General features: G+C 59.4%; 23 protein-coding genes and 1 tRNA gene. 14 read left to right on the top strand and 10 right to left on the bottom strand.

The window, feature by feature from the left end; genetic code table 11:
• Positions 1-4: 4 nt before the first annotated feature.
• Positions 5-586: a terminase small subunit gene (locus tag ACF8RA_RS05220; RefSeq protein WP_392518868.1), complete on the bottom strand. Its 582-nt coding sequence runs from the start codon at positions 584-586 to the stop codon at positions 5-7.
• A gap of 302 nt (positions 587-888) precedes the next feature.
• On the opposite strand from ACF8RA_RS05220, the gene ACF8RA_RS05215 reads away from it, so the two are divergent.
• The gene (locus ACF8RA_RS05215) at positions 889-1173 is read left to right on the top strand and encodes a hypothetical protein (protein ID WP_392518866.1); all 285 of its coding nucleotides are present in this window, start codon (positions 889-891) and stop codon (positions 1171-1173) included.
• Between the two features lie 229 nt (positions 1174-1402).
• Here ACF8RA_RS05215 and ACF8RA_RS05210 read toward each other — a convergent pair whose 3' ends face one another.
• From ACF8RA_RS05210 to ACF8RA_RS05185, 6 genes are all read right to left on the bottom strand, one after another.
• Positions 1403-1747, bottom strand: a complete 345-nt coding sequence (locus tag ACF8RA_RS05210) for a phage holin family protein (protein ID WP_265977992.1) — start codon at positions 1745-1747, stop codon at positions 1403-1405.
• A gap of 207 nt (positions 1748-1954) precedes the next feature.
• Positions 1955-2503, bottom strand: a complete 549-nt coding sequence (locus ACF8RA_RS05205) for a hypothetical protein (protein ID WP_392518865.1) — start codon at positions 2501-2503, stop codon at positions 1955-1957.
• A 325-nt stretch (positions 2504-2828) separates the two neighbouring features.
• The gene (locus ACF8RA_RS05200) at positions 2829-5597 is read right to left on the bottom strand and encodes a bifunctional DNA primase/polymerase (RefSeq protein WP_392518864.1); all 2769 of its coding nucleotides are present in this window, start codon (positions 5595-5597) and stop codon (positions 2829-2831) included.
• Positions 5594-5797, bottom strand: coding sequence for a TraR/DksA C4-type zinc finger protein (locus ACF8RA_RS05195; RefSeq protein WP_392518863.1), 204 nt, complete (start codon positions 5795-5797; stop codon positions 5594-5596). Before ACF8RA_RS05195 ends, ACF8RA_RS05200 begins: the two co-directional genes overlap by 4 nt.
• A complete protein-coding gene (locus ACF8RA_RS05190) occupies positions 5790-6278 on the bottom strand; it encodes a phage regulatory CII family protein (RefSeq protein WP_133978501.1) in 489 nt (162 codons plus the stop codon). The genes ACF8RA_RS05195 and ACF8RA_RS05190 overlap by 8 nt, the downstream gene beginning before the upstream one ends.
• A gap of 215 nt (positions 6279-6493) precedes the next feature.
• Positions 6494-6718 (bottom strand): YdaS family helix-turn-helix protein, encoded by a 225-nt coding sequence (locus tag ACF8RA_RS05185; RefSeq protein ID WP_019096612.1) that lies wholly within the window; start codon positions 6716-6718, stop codon positions 6494-6496.
• 97 nt (positions 6719-6815) lie between these two features.
• Between ACF8RA_RS05185 and ACF8RA_RS05180 the strand changes: the two genes are divergently transcribed.
• The 9 genes from ACF8RA_RS05180 to ACF8RA_RS05140 all read left to right on the top strand — a co-directional run bounded on the left by ACF8RA_RS05180 (position 6816) and on the right by ACF8RA_RS05140 (position 11180).
• On the top strand, positions 6816-7520 hold the full coding sequence (locus ACF8RA_RS05180) for a S24 family peptidase (protein ID WP_392518862.1): 705 nt from the start codon (positions 6816-6818) through the stop codon (positions 7518-7520).
• Positions 7521-7659: 139 nt separating this feature from the next.
• Positions 7660-7824 (top strand): hypothetical protein, encoded by a 165-nt coding sequence (locus ACF8RA_RS05175; protein WP_156676014.1) that lies wholly within the window; start codon positions 7660-7662, stop codon positions 7822-7824.
• On the top strand, positions 7821-8330 hold the full coding sequence (locus ACF8RA_RS05170) for a hypothetical protein (protein ID WP_392518861.1): 510 nt from the start codon (positions 7821-7823) through the stop codon (positions 8328-8330). The genes ACF8RA_RS05175 and ACF8RA_RS05170 overlap by 4 nt, the downstream gene beginning before the upstream one ends.
• Complete coding sequence (locus tag ACF8RA_RS05165) at positions 8327-8572, top strand: pyocin activator PrtN family protein (RefSeq protein WP_019096608.1); 246 nt, start codon at positions 8327-8329, stop codon at positions 8570-8572. Before ACF8RA_RS05170 ends, ACF8RA_RS05165 begins: the two co-directional genes overlap by 4 nt.
• 82 nt (positions 8573-8654) lie before the next feature.
• Complete coding sequence (locus ACF8RA_RS05160) at positions 8655-9152, top strand: hypothetical protein (protein ID WP_392518860.1); 498 nt, start codon at positions 8655-8657, stop codon at positions 9150-9152.
• Positions 9149-9442 (top strand): hypothetical protein, encoded by a 294-nt coding sequence (locus ACF8RA_RS05155; RefSeq protein ID WP_392518859.1) that lies wholly within the window; start codon positions 9149-9151, stop codon positions 9440-9442. The genes ACF8RA_RS05160 and ACF8RA_RS05155 overlap by 4 nt, the downstream gene beginning before the upstream one ends.
• Positions 9435-9638, top strand: coding sequence for a hypothetical protein (locus ACF8RA_RS05150; RefSeq protein ID WP_392518857.1), 204 nt, complete (start codon positions 9435-9437; stop codon positions 9636-9638). Before ACF8RA_RS05155 ends, ACF8RA_RS05150 begins: the two co-directional genes overlap by 8 nt.
• A gap of 237 nt (positions 9639-9875) precedes the next feature.
• Positions 9876-10112, top strand: a complete 237-nt coding sequence (locus ACF8RA_RS05145; RefSeq protein WP_099454697.1) for a DUF4224 domain-containing protein — start codon at positions 9876-9878, stop codon at positions 10110-10112.
• A gap of 3 nt (positions 10113-10115) precedes the next feature.
• Complete coding sequence (locus tag ACF8RA_RS05140; RefSeq protein ID WP_161751009.1) at positions 10116-11180, top strand: integrase; 1065 nt, start codon at positions 10116-10118, stop codon at positions 11178-11180.
• Positions 11181-11282: 102 nt separating this feature from the next.
• Here the strand turns inward: ACF8RA_RS05140 and ACF8RA_RS05135 are convergent.
• Together ACF8RA_RS05135 and sohB are read right to left on the bottom strand one after the other, a co-directional pair.
• Positions 11283-11356 (bottom strand) — tRNA-Cys (locus tag ACF8RA_RS05135).
• Positions 11357-11510: 154 nt separating this feature from the next.
• Positions 11511-12536 carry a protease SohB gene (gene sohB / locus ACF8RA_RS05130; RefSeq protein WP_176682326.1) on the bottom strand — a complete coding sequence of 342 codons (1026 nt, stop codon included), beginning with the start codon at positions 12534-12536 and terminating at the stop codon, positions 11511-11513.
• Positions 12537-12733: 197 nt separating this feature from the next.
• Here sohB and ACF8RA_RS05125 point away from each other — a divergent pair, with 197 nt between their 5' ends.
• The 4 genes from ACF8RA_RS05125 to ACF8RA_RS05110 all read left to right on the top strand — a co-directional run bounded on the left by ACF8RA_RS05125 (position 12734) and on the right by ACF8RA_RS05110 (position 15874).
• Entirely contained in the window at positions 12734-13444 is a 711-nt protein-coding gene (locus ACF8RA_RS05125) for a histidine phosphatase family protein (RefSeq protein ID WP_176682325.1), read from the top strand.
• A 56-nt stretch (positions 13445-13500) separates the two neighbouring features.
• Positions 13501-13818, top strand: a complete 318-nt coding sequence (locus ACF8RA_RS05120) for an SCP2 sterol-binding domain-containing protein (RefSeq protein WP_003251077.1) — start codon at positions 13501-13503, stop codon at positions 13816-13818.
• A gap of 184 nt (positions 13819-14002) precedes the next feature.
• Positions 14003-15070, top strand: a complete 1068-nt coding sequence (locus ACF8RA_RS05115; RefSeq protein ID WP_176682324.1) for a phosphotransferase family protein — start codon at positions 14003-14005, stop codon at positions 15068-15070.
• A gap of 36 nt (positions 15071-15106) precedes the next feature.
• Complete coding sequence (locus ACF8RA_RS05110) at positions 15107-15874, top strand: SDR family oxidoreductase (RefSeq protein WP_021782185.1); 768 nt, start codon at positions 15107-15109, stop codon at positions 15872-15874.
• Here ACF8RA_RS05110 and ACF8RA_RS05105 read toward each other — a convergent pair whose 3' ends face one another.
• The gene (locus ACF8RA_RS05105) at positions 15875-16696 is read right to left on the bottom strand and encodes a class I SAM-dependent methyltransferase (RefSeq protein ID WP_392462036.1); all 822 of its coding nucleotides are present in this window, start codon (positions 16694-16696) and stop codon (positions 15875-15877) included. It abuts the gene before it with no gap.
• Positions 16697-16741: the final 45 nt, after the last annotated feature.

Genomic DNA, 16741 nt, shown 5'->3' with positions numbered 1-16741 from the left:
AGGCTTAGCTCTGTGTCATGGCTTGTTTGAGATCGGCGCTGCTCATCTTCGCCGCGTCGTCGAAGACCTGGCGAAACGCACCCGCGAGGTGTTTTTCGATTTCCCAAGAATCGCTCATGCCCGTCAGCTCGGCTGCGAGCTGTGGAGCAAGACCGAACACCAGGTCCCGAAGCGTACGGCCAGCAGCGAAGGCGGCATCCTCCACCGCCTTCCGCTCGACCAGGTTGCCCTGGACCTTGTTGAATTCAGTCTCGGCGAGCTGCGCCAGGTAATACTCGCGATGCGCCCTCGCCTTCTGGAAGTCTGGGCCCTTGCCAGGCTGCGGAACCGGTGGCTGCACCGCAGGTGTGTCGCCGCCTGGTTGGAGGTGGGTACGCACATCACGCTCGACCCGGTTGTCTTCATGCCGGGCCGCGACGGCGGCCTTGCTTGGGTCGGCCGATTCAGCCAACAGCGTCTCGGTGGCTTCGACATCGACCTTGCCATCCGCAGTGAGCACCAGGCGGTCCTGGTTGGCCAGTTTGGAAACGTAGGATTTCGACCATCCGCGTCGGGCGGCGAACTCCGATTTCGTCAGGTATGTCATTGCAAAACGTCCAGTTCACCCAATGAATTCAGGGGGTTAACCAGTTCACCGTAGTTCACTAAGCTGGTGAACTGTCCGCTAACGAAGAACCGCGGGTTTCCTGCCCCGTACCCCGGCCAAGTCGCCAGGGTCCCCGGCCCTAGCCCGAGACACCGCCAGATCTTGCAGCTCGGCAACGCTGCAAACGGGCTCCGCAATCGGTGAACCATCGTCATTGATTCCAAAGTGCTAGCATTCGAGGGGTCCTTCCTAGCAGAAGGAGTGCCGAGGAAGGACTACCTCCCAAACCACAAGGAACCGAGATGGCAAAGTACAAAATCGCTCATGTGCACCACAGCGGGCAGGACATGATTGTCTTCCCGCTGGATTCATCATTCGGAAGCAAATCCGACAGCCAACAGCAGGACATTATGGATACGCTCCAGCAAGCTGCTTGGGGCGCGGATCTCGCTGGGCATGTGGTGGCGATCTGGAAGTCAGGCAACAGAGTTTACTTCCGAGCCCCGCCCGCGTGGCATTCGTTCTTCCGTTCCCCGAACATTTGGGGATGGGTCATGGCCAACATCAACAAGGAGCTTACGATTTAACATCTCCTCAAGGGCAGCGGAGTTTTCCTGCGCGATGTCTCCGCCTTCCTGCCGGCTGTTCAATTCTCCACGAGCCTGAAGCAGAGCTGACTCGAGGAGAGATATGATTTTCACCAGCGTCCCATCCCGGCGGTAAGACAAGCTAGTCAGACCGCCGGTCTCTGTCTTGACCCATAGAACATTTTGGGTGTCATCGATCACACGTACTTGCATAGCACACCTCCTCCGATCATTTGCTGCCGTCACCGCGCTCCGGCATCTCACAGACCCCCAAGCGCTTGGCGGCCCAACGTTCGTACAAACCAATGGCGACATCGGCACCCGCCATCGCGGTCAAGCAACCGATGCCGCCCGCGGTCCAAATCGACATACCTGCCGAGTAGAAGAGCATGATGGTCGACAATCCACACACAACACATGCCCCAGAACGCAGAACAATCCGGCGAACAAGCGACCAGCCACTGACACCGGCCTTGTCGGCCCGCCACATCTCTCCCGAAACACCCCCGACCAGGGACAGCACGATCACCATCCAGATTGGCAGTTCGGCTAACGTTTGTTGCTCGCTGTTCATGTAAGCCTCATAGGCAAAGCACGGCGCCGGAAAAAGAAAACCCCGCCAGTTGGCAGGGTTCTCGGTGCGCCGAAAATCCGGAGCGGCTTGCACAGCACAGTGCTTGTGGAGGAAGCGCCTAAGCGCACTTTTGATATCGTGGCGCCTTTTTACATGCCACCGGAAAAACCGAAAAGGGCCTATTTTCGGTTCGTCGCCATGTGGTGGTTATGTCTCATCAATGTTGCACGCAAGTCGCATAGTCACCCGACGAACGGTCTGCTGGCGGACTCGGCCAGCGCGGGCGGCAAGGATGGCAAACACCTGCAGGTGAAGGGCCTTAACCCAGTTTCGGTAGGTGCGGTCGGCGTCCTCAGCCAGCCCAACCTCGCGCATCTGCTCGCGCACCGTGGCCCCATACAGGTAGCGCAGTTGGGCCAGCTTGGCCAGCGTAGCCCCGCGCGGATCACGCCGCTCCAGCTGGACCACTGCTGCGTCAACCTCTGCTGCCGCGTGATCAAGGCCTGCACCGCCGACCAAAATTCGCGAACCGGATGAGCCACCGCGCGGTGCAGCCCCCTTCCATTCCATGATGCTGCCCATTTGACTGCCCAAGCCGGCATCCAGCCCAAGCTGTCCACGCCGCTCTCCCCAATGCTTCATCAGCTCGGCAACCAGACGCAGGCGTTCGGACTGGTCGATAAGTGCCGCCATATCGATGCGGCGCAGCGCGTGATCCACCTGCCCCTGTAGGCGCAATCCTTGGTCCTTCGTCATCGCCAGCCCTCCCCGGCCAGTACCCAACACGCATTTGGCAAACCCAACACAAACCCAACACACTCAGAACTCAATGAATTCAATGGATTGGAAGTAACTGTGTTGAGTGTGTTGGGTGTGTTGGGTTTTTCAGGGTTCGCATAGAGATTTCTTTCCCCTTCGATTTCAGCGATTAAAAAAAGTCGCGCGCGCGCGCGTGCGCACAAACCCAACACACCCAACACACATGCTCCCGAAGCCACAGATTCCGGGGCCTGAATGTGTGTTGGCTTACCAAAACCAACCCAACACAAACCCAACACACCCAACACACTTAATGGCAGAGTCATGCAGCAAGCCTCTTAATGTGGTCCCAACTGTCCACACTCCAGCCCGCCAGCTTTGCTCGGGCACGCCACTCGACAACGGTCTTGCCCAGCTCGGCCGACTTCATGGATGGGGGCAGGGAAGGATCACCCTCGCTGGGCACAAAGAACGCCGCAAATCGGCGAGAACTGCCATCAGTCCAGGGGATAGGGCGTGTCTTCTCCACCTTCGCGCTTAACATCAGCGAGAACTTCGTGTGGCTCATGGAGTTCTCTTTGTTGTGGGAGCACCACTCAAGGAACATGGCGTACACATCGGAAGTCAGGCAGCAGCCCCATAGACCGTGCCCCAACTCGCCGTTTCGCCAGAGGTAGAAGAAGGTCTGCCAAGCCGTGCGACTCAGCTCAACAAGCCTCTGGCGGGCTTCAGTCTTTGGCGGACGCGTGCGCTGGTTGAAATCCCCCAGGTCGACATCGAGCAGCCACCCGTACAAGGCTGCCACCCCACCGTTGGCCAACTCTCGGGCGATAGCCTTCTGCCTTTCGGTGGGCAGAGTCTCCATTGGCCACATCACTAGCATCCGGCGGTCGTCTTCACTGATCGGCCACGGCATGATCTCGTTGCTCAAGAAGGCCGAGTTCATGTGGTTGGATTCTTCCCAGCCGTTGATGAACTTGGATTCCATGCGCACCGTCTTGCCGGTGATCATGTGCTTGATCTTGCCTACTTGGTTGTAGCGCTGGTCACGGCTCACTACCTCTTCAAACACGGCCCAAAGCTTGCCGCTTTGCCAGGCGTTGAAATTGCCCTCCAGCTGTGCCTGGCCAACCGTGGCACCGTAACGACCGTACAGCTCGCCCATGATGTCCGCGAACAGCAAGCTTTTGCCCGAGCCCTCCATGGTTGAGTGGAACAGAATCGCGGTGTCCATCTTTGCGCCCATGTGCTGCAGCGGGTAGGCCAGCCACTTGACCAGCCAATCCAACGCTTCAGCGTCATTGTTGCAAAGGAATGAGATCAGCCACCGCAGGTTCTCGCACGCAGCATCGTCACGGACCGGCTCAAGCGGCAAGCCCTCAAAAGTGTTGATGTAAATCGCCGGGTCCTTGGTCATCGTTGGGTCGAACACGATGTGATCGACGTCCACCACCCGCCGCTCCGGGCTGTTCAGCCAGAGCTGATAGGCATCCCCCAAGGCCATCTTGACGCTGCCCTCGGGCAACCGACGCTTCTTCTCACGATCCCAGGCCTCTTTTGTCCCATCGATGTAGATGTACCGGTCGAGCGGTTCAAGCTTCAGCGCTCCACCCTTCTTGCTGGACATCTTCCGGGCCTGCTCAAGCTCTTGCACCTGCTCGGAGGCGATGAGCTTCTTGTCGGTCCGCTCCATCCACGCTTTCGAGAGTGGCTTGCCGACCAAGGCCTCGAAGCCTGTCCGCTTCATCGACCGTCGCTTGTCGAAGTCCCATACGTTCGTGGAACCTTCGACCAGGGCAAATCGGCGCATCGCAGCATCAATGTCCAGGGCATCTCCCCCCGGCCCCCCGGTGGCCGAGGAGTCGGCCGGGCTGATGGCCTCGACGTCTGATGGGGTGCGGGGAAGATGCTCTACATTGCTATCGACGACCGGAGGCAGCTCGGCCGGCTCCACCACCGATGGGGCACGGGGAAGTTCGCCCAATGGCGGCGGTGCCGGCGGACGGGACTTCGCGTCAATACCCAGGATCCGAGCTGCCGCCCTAGTCGCAGCCTTCTGGTCGCCGTCGTGCTCTAGGATGCAGAACACATCGAACGCATCATTCTTGTGTCCGTTCGCCAGCGGGTCCGAGGTGTGATGCGAGTAGAGCTTGCCCTCCGTGATTGTCACACCGGGTAGACCTGAGCTGCTGTGCGGGCTCAACCACTTCCCATCGACGCGCTTGTAACCGTGCGCCTCAATCATCGTTGCGATGTCATGGATACGATTGAACTCAGGGATAACCTCGGGGAGCCGGTCACCAGATCGTGCTGCAGCTGTTGATGGTTTGGCCATTGGACGAGCTGCAGGCGCAGGCGTTGCCGCCTTCGGTTTCCACGGGCAAACGGCCTCCCCCTTCGGCTTGAACTCATCCCAATCCTGCCAGATGGCCAACAAGTCGGCAGGCAGCTCTGGCAAGCCTTCAGCTGTCGGAGGGGTACGCCATGAGTAAGGCTTGCGAGTGCCTGGGTGAATGGATGGTGGCAATACGTCCTGCACGAGGCCACCCCGCAACTCAAAGACCGTCACTTTCTTGAAAGGCTCAGCCGCCATGCGGAAGGCGGCCTCGCGGCCTGCATCCCCCGCATCCATGGCAGCCTTCACTTGCATCATGAGCCCTTTGTAGATGGTGCCATCCGGGTCGTTTTTGTTTGGCCAAACCAAGGCGTGGCGACTCAGCTCTACGCCCTCAGGGACGCGGAACATCACGCGGAATCGTTCAGGGTTGCCAACGGAGGTGGGGTACGCGTCAGCGAGTGCGTCGACATCGAGCCCAAGCGTCTGCTGCAGCACCTGCCGGGTCAGCTCGACATCATCAACATCGAGCGAGCAGACACGACTCGGCCCAAGCACAACACCGAGGTTCTGGTTCGGGCTCGCAGTCCAGAACGTTTCAGCTTTCGAGGCATCCGTGAAATAGCCACCAGGCTTGTTCCATCCGGCCCCCTTCGGCCCCTTTTCACCCGGTTCGATAGGCACCAGAGCCAGGCCGAAGGTTTCAATGTAACGCCGCGCCCAATCAGCTGTGGTAGGAGTTGGGCGTTCGCTCATCTCCGGCGCTCCCGCAACTCTTGGCAATCGATGCAGGTTTCGCAACCGGAGACTGACAATTGACGGGCCAGCGGGATGGGCTCATCGCAGTCTTCGCAGATTTGCGCGCTTGGCTTGACCGGGATCCGCGCAAGACGCTGCAGCGACAACTGGAGGAAATACTCAGCGCGATCATTGGCAAAATCGACGGCATCAGCCATGGCTTGCGTCCTCCATGGCTTCGCGCGCGCCCGCCATGATGGCGAGAACTTGCCGGATAACCTCCATGCCACGCTGCTCCAGATTCAACACCTCCGGCAAGGTCCAAACGTTATCCGAGGCGCCATCATGCAGGCTACCCACGAACTGACCGGACTCGGCTAGAAGCTTCGCAACCGCCTGCAAGGCATCGTTGGTAGCAGGCACAGGCTTGGGGCGATACCAGACCGCACCGGCAGGACGAACCAGCGCATCGAGCAGCCGAGGATCAGCGGTCCACTGCACGATCTCTTCCAGTTCGTCAGGGGTTGGCCAGCGACGGTCGTCGGCATGGTGCAACTTCTTCTGCAGGGCATCCACCTCGAGCCCCATGTCGAAAGCCAGCCTGGTAATACCTCCGTGATAATCACGACCCGCGCGATAGAGCGCCTGCCGCAATGTGAGAACCGGACCTGCGCCCGGCAAAAGATCAATCCTGCTCATAACCGTAAATCCTCGGTTTACGGCCTAGTCATAGGATCATGTAAGACCTATCCTACGACCACGACCTGTGTGCTGTGCCTTGCGTGCTGTGCGGGCATGGCATGTGGTAATAGTCGTCCGGCTGAACTTGTGAGAGAGGACACCGGCCGACGAGAGTGATGGTGCTTCGTACTGTCATAGCTGGGCTGGGAGGTGAGAGTCCTGGCCCAGCGTTCTTACCCCTTTCCTTGCCTTAAGTATCCCCAGTCAATGTCCGGTCGCAGCGACTCACAAGTAACCTCCCCTCCCGTTTCTCGATCCAAATTGACAGCCAACCCCGCACCTGCGCGGCGGTTTCCATAAGCGACTTGCTTCAGCTGGCCGACCGATGTTCCGCAGTGCCGTGCGAGGGCGTCGACCCCTTCCTTGTCTATCGTTTTCAAATATTCGCTAAGCGTCATAGACACCTCCACCGCCCGGAAGATTAGCAATTGCTAATTATCAAGGCAATAGCAACTAGTAATTTACTGTTTGCTAACGGAAAGCAATCATCTGCAGATGGACATTAATGAAAGGCGCATCGCCTCCCTCCGTACGATCATGGGGAATCTGAGCCAGAAGGAATTCGCCGAGGCTCACGACCTAGACGCGTCGTACCTGTCGCAACTGCTCAACGGCCACCGCAAGCTGGGGGAAAAGGCTGCGCTTAATCTCGAGCTCAAGATTGGGCTTGCAGCAGGGACGCTGACATCTCCTCCAATGGAGGAACCCTCCATCGCAGCCCCAACCAACGTGGTTCGCCTGCCCACCAGGACAGCAAAGGACAAGAACTACGTTCTGATTCCGCATCTCGATGTCGCGGCTTCTATGGGGCATGGCAAGGCAGCCCCGGAAATGCACATTGAAGTCATCCGCGACATGACGGTTCACCTAGACTGGCTCAGGATGCAGGGCCTTAGTTTTTCCAACATCGACAACTTGGCGATCATCACTGGCGATGGCGACAGCATGTCTGGCACATTCGCAGACGGCGATGCCCTGCTTGTGGATCGCGGGATCACCGAGGTGAAGACAGACGCAATTTATGTCTTCACCCTCGATGGCGATCTCTACATCAAACGCCTGCAGCGTCTGACTGGAGGCCAGCTCCGAATGATCTCCGATAATCCTATCTACCCGCCGATTACCATCGACGAGTCGATGATCGAGCGGATGCATATCCAGGCCCGTGTCCTACTGGCCTGGAACGCAAAAAAGCTCTAACGCCTCCTTGGGTTGTGTCCTACCGGCCATCCGCCGGGGCGCAACCACGCCCATGCAATTTAGCATATGCTATTGAACAATTATTTAGCTTTTGCTAATTTCAGCTTCGTGCCCCTCTCTCACATCAAGGACACGAAGAATGAAATCAGCACAGCACAACGGATCGGTAGCAATTCTGATCCATCCAACCGCCTGCAGCAGCGTGGCAAAAATACAGGCTTTCCAGCGCAGCACCGGCTTGCAGCTGGTCGTCACGCTCGAAGGTAAAGCCCATGCGGTACCTGCCAATGGGGGTGCTGCATGAGCGAATTCAGGATCTCCCTTCGCCAGGTCATGCTGCTGCAACGCACCTTGGATAACGGCGGCACTGCGACCTGCAAATTGCAGCGTCCTGAAGCGACGGTCGATGCACAGATCGAGATCGAAAATGACAGTACGCATCACAGCATCAAGGTGACCCTTGGGCCGCTTTGCAGCAGCCTGAAACTTCCGCGCGCCCTCTCCACCAAGTGCCAGTCCTTAAGAGATTTTGTGCAGGACATCGCGAATGGCCGAGCTGACTCCGCAGCCCAGGCGGAAGAAGCGCTTGCACTCATGGAGGCGCAAGTCAGCGTTGAAGAGGTCCTGCAGACAGGTCAGACAGCCTACGTTATCGCCACCGTCAACCGACAGCTTCCCCTTGGCGCCGTCGTTACTGACGACCAGGGCGATGTCTGCGCTGCAGTGACGGGGGCCAGTAAAGAGCAGCTCGCAGCAGCAGTCCGCGCGAAGCTTCGGCCCAGCCCTGACGGTATCGGGAAATGCGCATGAGTACGCTGGAACAGCTCCGCAGCGAGTGGACCACCCCCTGCCCAACGCTCACTGCCGTCAGAGAGCGATATTTCCCACACATTGGGTCAGACAGGCGGTTCAAAGAGCTGATCAACAAAGGGAGGATTGATCTTCAGCTGAGCAAGATCGACAGCTCGAAGAAAGCGCAGCACGTGATCTACCTGCACAACCTTGCCGCATATCTGGACCGGCAGGCCGAACGCTCGACCCAATCTGCTTGACCAGGCGGCCCCGGCCATCAGGGGCATACGGCCCCCGCCGACTCTCACATCAACGGCGGAGGGCTCTTTCGGAGCACAGCACATGCAACCGCATCAACTAGTTCTTGCCATGGGTATCCTCTGGCTGTCCACCCTGATCATTCTGCCTTTCCTCTTTGCCAAAGCCCGTCATCGCGCCTTCAACAGAGGCCTTGACACTGGCAAACAGCGCCTGAAAGCCGAGCTGAAATTGCAGATAAAAGGGCTTCAGGACGACCTGGACCAAGCCCGAGTCCAGACCGAAGCGGATCAGCAGAAGCATCACCTGACTGTCGCACACCTCAAAGGCAGCATCCGCGAACTCGAAGCCCGGATCATGTCCTACACCGGGCTCGCGGTGACCAGGGCGGATTACGAGCTGCTCATCAGCGCCATAGAAACCCTGAACCTGACCGAGCGGACGCTTACTGCAATGAAGGCAACTCAGCAGGCATCACGCGCCGGCTTGCAAGCCACCCAATTGGGAGGTCTAGCTAAACGAATTCACATCCAGCTGCGCGACACTCCGGCCGGCCGCGCAAACGCAGGGAGTGCAGCATGACCATACACAAGCACCTCTGGGAAACGGTTGACCCGTATGACGGGGGTTATCACATCTGCAAGAAATGCAAGCTTGCCTCTCAAGGTGAACGCCTAGCGACACCCTGCCCCGTTTCGAACGCTGAGCATCACGCCGTCGCGTGGCTCGGCCAGGCCGGACTGTATCGCACGCGTTTTGACGCCGTGCGCAATTGTGAGCAGTCGCTTACGCCAATATCTGCCAACGAGCTGTTCGAGCTTGCGAGCAGGCAGGTGCTCAACCAGCTCAGTCAGGGTCGCCAGCATGGCTAACCATGTCCGCATTTGGCAGCTGATCAGCCTTGGGCTTGTCGCTGCGCTGATCGCCGTTTGGATCGAATTACAGCGCCTCAACAAAGCTCAACACTCGCAGCCAGAGACGCTATTCACGGAGAACATCCGCCAGAACTTCGAGCACTTGGCCGTGAGCCCGAACGCTCGTCGAATCCATGAGAGGTACTCGCTGTGACAACCAGGCCCAATTACAAGCCGAACACCAGGGATGCAAAGGGGGTACAGAGCTTCGTTCGCCCCGCCATGTCCGTTATGTGTGATGTCTGCAGCGTTCCGCGCACACGCGGCGAACACAGCCGCTGCGCCAAGATCCGCCAAGCCGCGGGCTTCACCACCACCCAGGTTGGACGAGCAGATCATGTCCCGAACGAGAACCCCAACCTGCCGCCATCGAAGGCGCGGAGCCAGCACTATGGAACATGCAAGCGAGTTTCTTGATGAAGAAGAGGTGATGCGAATCACCGGCTACCAGATCCCAAGCAAACAAATCGCCTGGCTGGCCAAAAACGGCTGGCAGTACACGCTGACTCGGGCCAGGCGGCCCGTTGTTGGGCGGGTATACGCCCGCCTCAAAATGGCCGGCGTGAAGCCAACCGCAACGAATGCTGCAACAGAAACTTGGACATTAGACTTATCGCGCGTGGGGTAACAGATGCGCAACAGGAAGGCATCGAACAAGGACCTGCCGCCTCGGATGCTGCGGCGAGTTCGCAAGCTGAAGAGCGGCAAATTGTGGGTCGGGTACTACTACAACGGGCGGGATGCAGACGGAAATCGGCAGGAAATTCCACTGGGGACCGACCTCGCCGAGGCCAAGCTCGAGTGGGCACGCCTGGAGCACAAGGCAGCTCCGAAGGTGATGGCAACGATGGGTGAGCTATTCGACCGGTACGAGCGTGACATCATCCCGGCAAAGGCGCCACGCACCCAGAAAGACAACAAATACGAACTGGAGCGCCTGCGCACAGCGTTTGCCGACGCTCCCATCGAGGCCATCACGCCGCCGGTCGTCGCGCAGTATCGGGATGCCCGCACCGCGAAGACCCGGGCAAACCGGGAAATCGCCCTGCTTTCGCATGTATTCACCATGGCCATGGAGTGGGGGTTCGCAGATCGAAATCCGTGCCTGGCGGTTCGTCGCAATAAAGAGAAAATACGCGACTTCTACGCCGCCGATGAAGTCTGGGACGCAGTGTATGCGGAGGCCGACCAGGGCTTGAAGGACGCCATGGATTTGGCCTACCTAGCCGGCCAGCGCCCCGCCGACACATTGAAGTTCAGCACTGTCGACCTTGACGAGGACTACCTATGGGTAGACCAGAACAAGACCGACAAGAAACTGCGCATCCGCCGGCACGTCAATGGCGAACTGACCGGCCTTGGGCTGTTCATCGAGGCGCTACTCGAACGCCGCAAGCTGCAGGGAGTGCGCAACTCGCGACTGATCACCAACGACTCGGGTCTGCGAATGAGCTGGGAGATGTTAAGGAACCGCTTCAGCGAGGCGCGTGACAAGGCTGCTCGGAAGCTCATCGCCGACGGCAACGCTGATTTGGCCACCAAGGTGCGGCAGTTCCAGTTCCGTGATATCCGACCTAAGGCGGCCTCGGAAATCGAGGACATCAGTCACGCCAGCCGGCTGCTGGGCCACTCCAAGGAGGAGATCACCAAGCGGGTGTATCGCCGAGTCGGTGAGGTGGTTTCTCCTACCAAGTAAATCGCTGATGCGGAAACGATGCCTCAGGATGCGGAAACGATCCGTTTTTTCTGCGTGCAAAGAAAAACCCCGCAGACGTTAATCTGCGGGGCTTTCGAATGGTGGAGGCCGAGGTCGGAATCGAACCGGCGTAGACGGATTTGCAATCCGGAGCATAACCACTTTGCTACTCGGCCTCAAAGGTCGGATCTAGCTGCTTGCGCTTTGCTATCTCCTTGAAACGCTGAACCTTTTTCAAAGTTTGCTGCGTTTCGATGGGCGCCATTATGTCTTCATTCTTTTAACCTTGCAACCCCCTGAACGAAAAAAAATTTCAACAGGTTCAAGGTGTTAGCGCAGGCGGCTGAGTTTGCTCCACAAGCCCAGCACCGTGTTCTCCACTGTACCGCTGGCGGCCATGCCAATACGCTCCTGCAGGCTCTTGCGTTGGGCATAGTGCAGGTGGAACAGGTTGGCGTTGCGTGCGCGTTCGCTCAGGTACTCGTCACTGGTCTGCAGCTCGTCCACCAGCTTGCGATTGAGCGCCGCCACGCCCAGCCAGACTTCGCCAGTGGCGACTTCGTCGATGTGCAGCTGCGGACGATAGCGGGAGACGAAATCCTTGAACAACTGGTGAGTGATGTCCAGGTCCTCCTGGAACTTCTCCCGGCCCTTCTCGGTGTTTTCGCCAAAGACGGTCAGGGTGCGCTTGTATTCACCAGCAGTGAGCACTTCGAAGTCGATGTCGTGCTTTTTCAGCAGGCGGTTGACGTTGGGCAACTGCGCCACCACGCCAATAGACCCCAGTACGGCGAATGGGGCACTGACGATCTTCTCGCCGATGCAGGCCATCATGTAGCCACCACTGGCAGCCACCTTGTCGATGCACACGGTCAACGGGATGCCCGCCTGACGAATACGCGCCAGTTGCGATGCAGCCAAGCCGTAACTGTGCACCAGGCCACCGCCGCTTTCCAGGCGCAGTACCACTTCGTCACGCGCGGTGGCGAGCGTCAGCAGTGCGGTGATTTCGTTGCGCAGGCTTTCGGTGGCCGAGGCTTTGATGTCGCCATCGAAATCCAGCACGAATACCCGGCTCTTGTCCTCGGACTCGGCCTTGCCCTTCTTCTGCTGCTTTTCTGCCTTCGCCTGCCGCTTGCGCAGTGCTTTGAGCTGGGCCTTGTCGAGCAGGCCGGACTCCAGGCGCTCACGCAGATCCTTGTAAAAATCGTTCAGGCGGGTGACCTGTAATTGCCCGCCCGATTTGCGCCGACCTTTGCCACGCAGCCCGGCGATGGCAGACAGCACCACCAGGATGGCGATGACCAGGGTGGCGGTTTTGGCGAGAAAGCTTGCGTATTCGGCAAGAAACTCCACGTTGACTCCTTAAATGCCTGCGCCACTACGGCGCGTCACTGTTGCAAGCATACCGTTGCGCCTGTAGAGCTGCCAGCCGGTGTAAACGCTGGCAACATCTTTCAAACAACCTTTTCAAACGCTTGTATGTTTTTTCGTTGACAGCCCGTGTGCCGCATCCTAACCTCGCAGCAACCTCCAACAGGCCGGAACCTTCCGTGGGCAATCTCTACCTGATTCGACATGGCCAAGCCTCCTTCGGTGCCGATGACTACGACGTCCTCTCGCCCGTGGGCGTGCGCCAGAGCCAGGCCTTGGGTGAACACCTGGCCCAGTTGGGCGTGCGGCTGGACCGCTGCGTGGCTGGCGACCTGCGCCGCCAGCAGGATACCGCTCGGCTGGCGCTGCAGGCGCTGCACGCCAACGGCTGCCCGGTGCCGGCGGTTGAGACCGACGCCGCATTCAATGAGTTCGATGCCGACGGTGTGATCCGTGCCCTATTGCCCGACCTGCTGCCGGAAGAGCCCGATGCCCTGCATGTGCTGCGCAATGCCGCACAGCACCGCAGCGAGTTTCAGCGTCTGTTCGCGTTGATGGTGCAGCGCTGGCACGATGGCGAGCATGCCGATAATGGCCTGGAAACCTGGCATTCGTTTACGTCACGCGTACAAGGGGGCCTGCAACGCGTGCTGGACAGCGCCGGCAGCGGCGATCATGTTGCTATCTTCACCTCGGGTGGCACCATTGCCGCCCTGCTCCACCTGGTTACCGGTATTACCCCCAGCCAGGCGTTCGCGCTGAACTGGCAGATCATCAACACGTCGCTCAGCCAGCTGAAGTTTCGCGGCCGCGACGTGGCACTGACTTCCTTCAACAGCCAGGCCCATGTGCAGCTGTTGAGGGCGCCGGAGCTTGTCACCTACCGATAAGCCCGGCTTGTTGTGTCCCTGCGGGGACGTGTAAATCACTCTATAAGGAATGCGCCATGACCTCCGTAGCTGATGCCGTCAAAAAGATGCAAGAGAAATTCAACCCATCCGCTGCCGCCGGCCTGGACCTGGTGTTCGGCTTCAACATCACCGACGAAGACAAGCACTACGCGCTGATCGTCAAGGACGGCACCTGCGACCTGCAGGAAGGCGAAAACCCGGATGCCAACTGCACCCTGGTGATGGACGCCGAAACGCTGAAGGGTATCGTCAGCGGCGAAACCGACGGCATGCAGGCCTTCATGGGCGGCAAGCTGCGGGTTGAGGGCGACATGATGCTGTCGATGAAACTCAGCGAACTGTTCCCGTCCTGAGGGCTGGGAGTACCGGATGATCAAAAAACCGAAGCCTGCCAGGCTTCGGTTTTTTTTGGCCTGCATTCGGTGCAGTGATCCACCAGCAACACCCTCACCTATATGGCACATGGCACGATTGTTCCAACCTCGGCGGACCATTAGATTACCCAATAGTACTTGCTATCGAGAATAAGGAAGACGCATGACGCTCACCGACCAGTCCACCCAGGTACGCCCCGGCGAAGAACTCGACGCGGCCGTCATCGACCCTTACTTCAAAGCCAATATCCCCGGCCTGCACGGCCTGCCGAGCATCAGCCAGTTCCCTGGCGGCGCCTCCAACCTCACTTATCTGGTCAGCTACCCGGACCGCGACTTCGTGCTGCGCCGACCTCCCTTCGGTCAAAAGGCCAAGTCGGCCCACGACATGGGTCGTGAGTTCCGCATCCTCAACCAGCTCAACAGCGGCTTCCCCTATTGCCCCAAGGCCTACGCACACTGCACCGACACCCGCCTGATCGGCGGCGAATTCTATGTGATGGAACGGGTCAAGGGCATCATCCTGCGCTCGGACATCCCGGCCGAACTGAACCTGGACGCCAGCCGGACCGAAGCCCTGTGCAAAAGCTTCATCGACCGCCTGGTCGAGCTGCACCAAGTGGACTACACCGCCTGCGGCCTGGCCGACCTGGGCAAGCCGGAGGGCTACGTGCAGCGCCAGATCGAGGGCTGGACCAGCCGTTATGAAAAAGCCCTGACACCGGATGCACCACGCTGGGAAAAAGTAACCGCCTGGCTGCACGACAAAATGCCCGCCGACCACCCGCGCCCAGGCATCGTGCACAACGACTACCGTTTCGACAACGTGATCCTGGATGCTGACAACCCCATGCGCATCATCGGTGTGCTGGACTGGGAGATGGCCACCCTGGGCGACCCACTCATGGACCTGGGCAACTGCCTGGCCTACTGGATCGAAGCCGGCGACCCGGCGCCAGTGCAACTGATGCGCCGCCAGCCAAGCAACGCGCCGGGCATGCTCAGCCGCCGCCAGTTCGTCGATTACTACGCCGAGCGCTCCGGCATCCGCCTGGACAACTTCGATTACTACTATTGCTATGGCCTGTTCCGCCTGGCAGGGATCGTTCAGCAAATCTACTACCGCTACTACCACGGCCAGACCCAGGACAAGCGTTTCGCCCAGTTCATTCACATGAACCGTTTGCTGGAACAAATGACCTTGCAGGTCATCGCCAAGTCCAGCTTCTGAGCACTGCCCACGACGACGGATAACAAGGAAAACAGCATGTCCAAGACCCACCTGTTCGACCTCGACGGCAAGATTGCCTTTGTTTCCGGCGCCAGCCGAGGCATCGGCGAGGCCATCGCCCACTTGCTCGCGCAGCAAGGGGCCCATGTGATTGTTTCCAGCCGCAAGCTTGAAGGGTGCCAGCAGGTGGCCGACGCCATCATTGCCGCCGGCGGCAAGGCCACGGCTGTGGCCTGCCACATTGGTGAGCTGGAACAGATTCAGCAGGTGTTCGCCGGCATTCGCGAACAGTTCGGGCGACTGGATGTGCTGGTCAACAACGCAGCCACCAACCCGCAATTCTGTAATGTGCTGGACACTGACCCAGGGGCGTTCCAGAAGACCGTGGACGTGAACATCCGTGGTTACTTCTTCATGTCGGTGGAGGCTGGCAAGCTGATGCGCGAGAACGGCGGCGGCAGCATCATCAACGTGGCGTCGATCAACGGTGTTTCGCCCGGGCTGTTCCAAGGCATCTATTCGGTGACCAAGGCGGCGGTCATCAACATGACCAAGGTGTTCGCCAAGGAGTGTGCGCCGTTCGGTATTCGCTGCAACGCGCTACTGCCGGGGCTGACCGACACCAAGTTCGCTTCGGCACTGGTGAAGAACGAAGCCATCCTCAATGCCGCCTTGCAGCAGATCCCGCTCAAGCGCGTGGCCGACCCCAAGGAAATGGCGGGCGCGGTGCTGTACCTGGCCAGCGATGCCTCCAGTTACACCACCGGCACCACGCTCAATGTCGACGGTGGCTTCCTGTCCTGATCAGGCTTTGACGGCGACCAAGGTGTAACTCAGGGGAAGGCGCGCCGGTTGCTCGCGCAGGCGATATTCACCGTCTTCGCCCTTGACCATCTGCCCCGGCAGCGCCTCCCAGGGGATGCTCTGGTGCTCGACCAGCGCAGTCAACTGCAGGCCGTGGGCCAGCAAGGCAGTGATCACTTCGCCCAGGCCGTGGTTCCATTCGTGGGTTTCGGTGTGGGCCAGGCGCTGATCGGTTTCGACGTAGGTCTGGTCGGTGTGCCACACCGTCGGCGATTCGTGCTCGAAGTACGGATATTCGAGCTGCAGGCGATCCTGATGGTCTTCGTTGACGGCCATCAGCATCGGGTGCCCGTCGCGCAGGAACAGCCGCCCGCCCGGTTTAAGCAGTGCCGCGACGGTGCGCGCCCACGGCTCGATGCGAGGCAACCAGCAGAGCGCGCCAATACCGGTGTAGACCAGGTCGAAAGTACCCGCCGGCAGTACCTTGTCGGCGGCATAGACGTCAGCCTCGACATACGAGATGGGCTGCGCGCAACGCTCGGCCAAAGCCCGTGCCTCGGCTAGCGAAGCCTTGGAATAATCCAGGCCGCAAACCTTGGCGCCAAGGCGCGCCAGCGAGAGGGTGTCGGTGCCGATGTGGCACTGTAAATGGACCGTCTCAAGCCCGTCGATGTCGCCGAGCAGTGGCAGGTCGAAGCGTACGGTTTCGGACAAGTGCCCGTTTTGCTGGACCAGGCGTTCGACTTCGTAGTCCTTCGAAGCGGCGTGCAACGGGGCACGTTCATCCCAGCTGATGCGGTTGAGTTGCAGTGAGCGGTCCATGGAGTCGTCCTTGTGTGGAAGCGCCTTATGCTAGCCGTCACCGCG

It is taken from the genome of Pseudomonas sp. FYR_5 (assembly GCF_043106315.1).
GTDB classification, from domain to species: domain Bacteria; phylum Pseudomonadota; class Gammaproteobacteria; order Pseudomonadales; family Pseudomonadaceae; genus Aquipseudomonas; species Aquipseudomonas putida_Y.
Note: the sequence above shows the minus strand (reverse complement) of the source record. Positions and strands in the feature narration are given on the sequence as shown.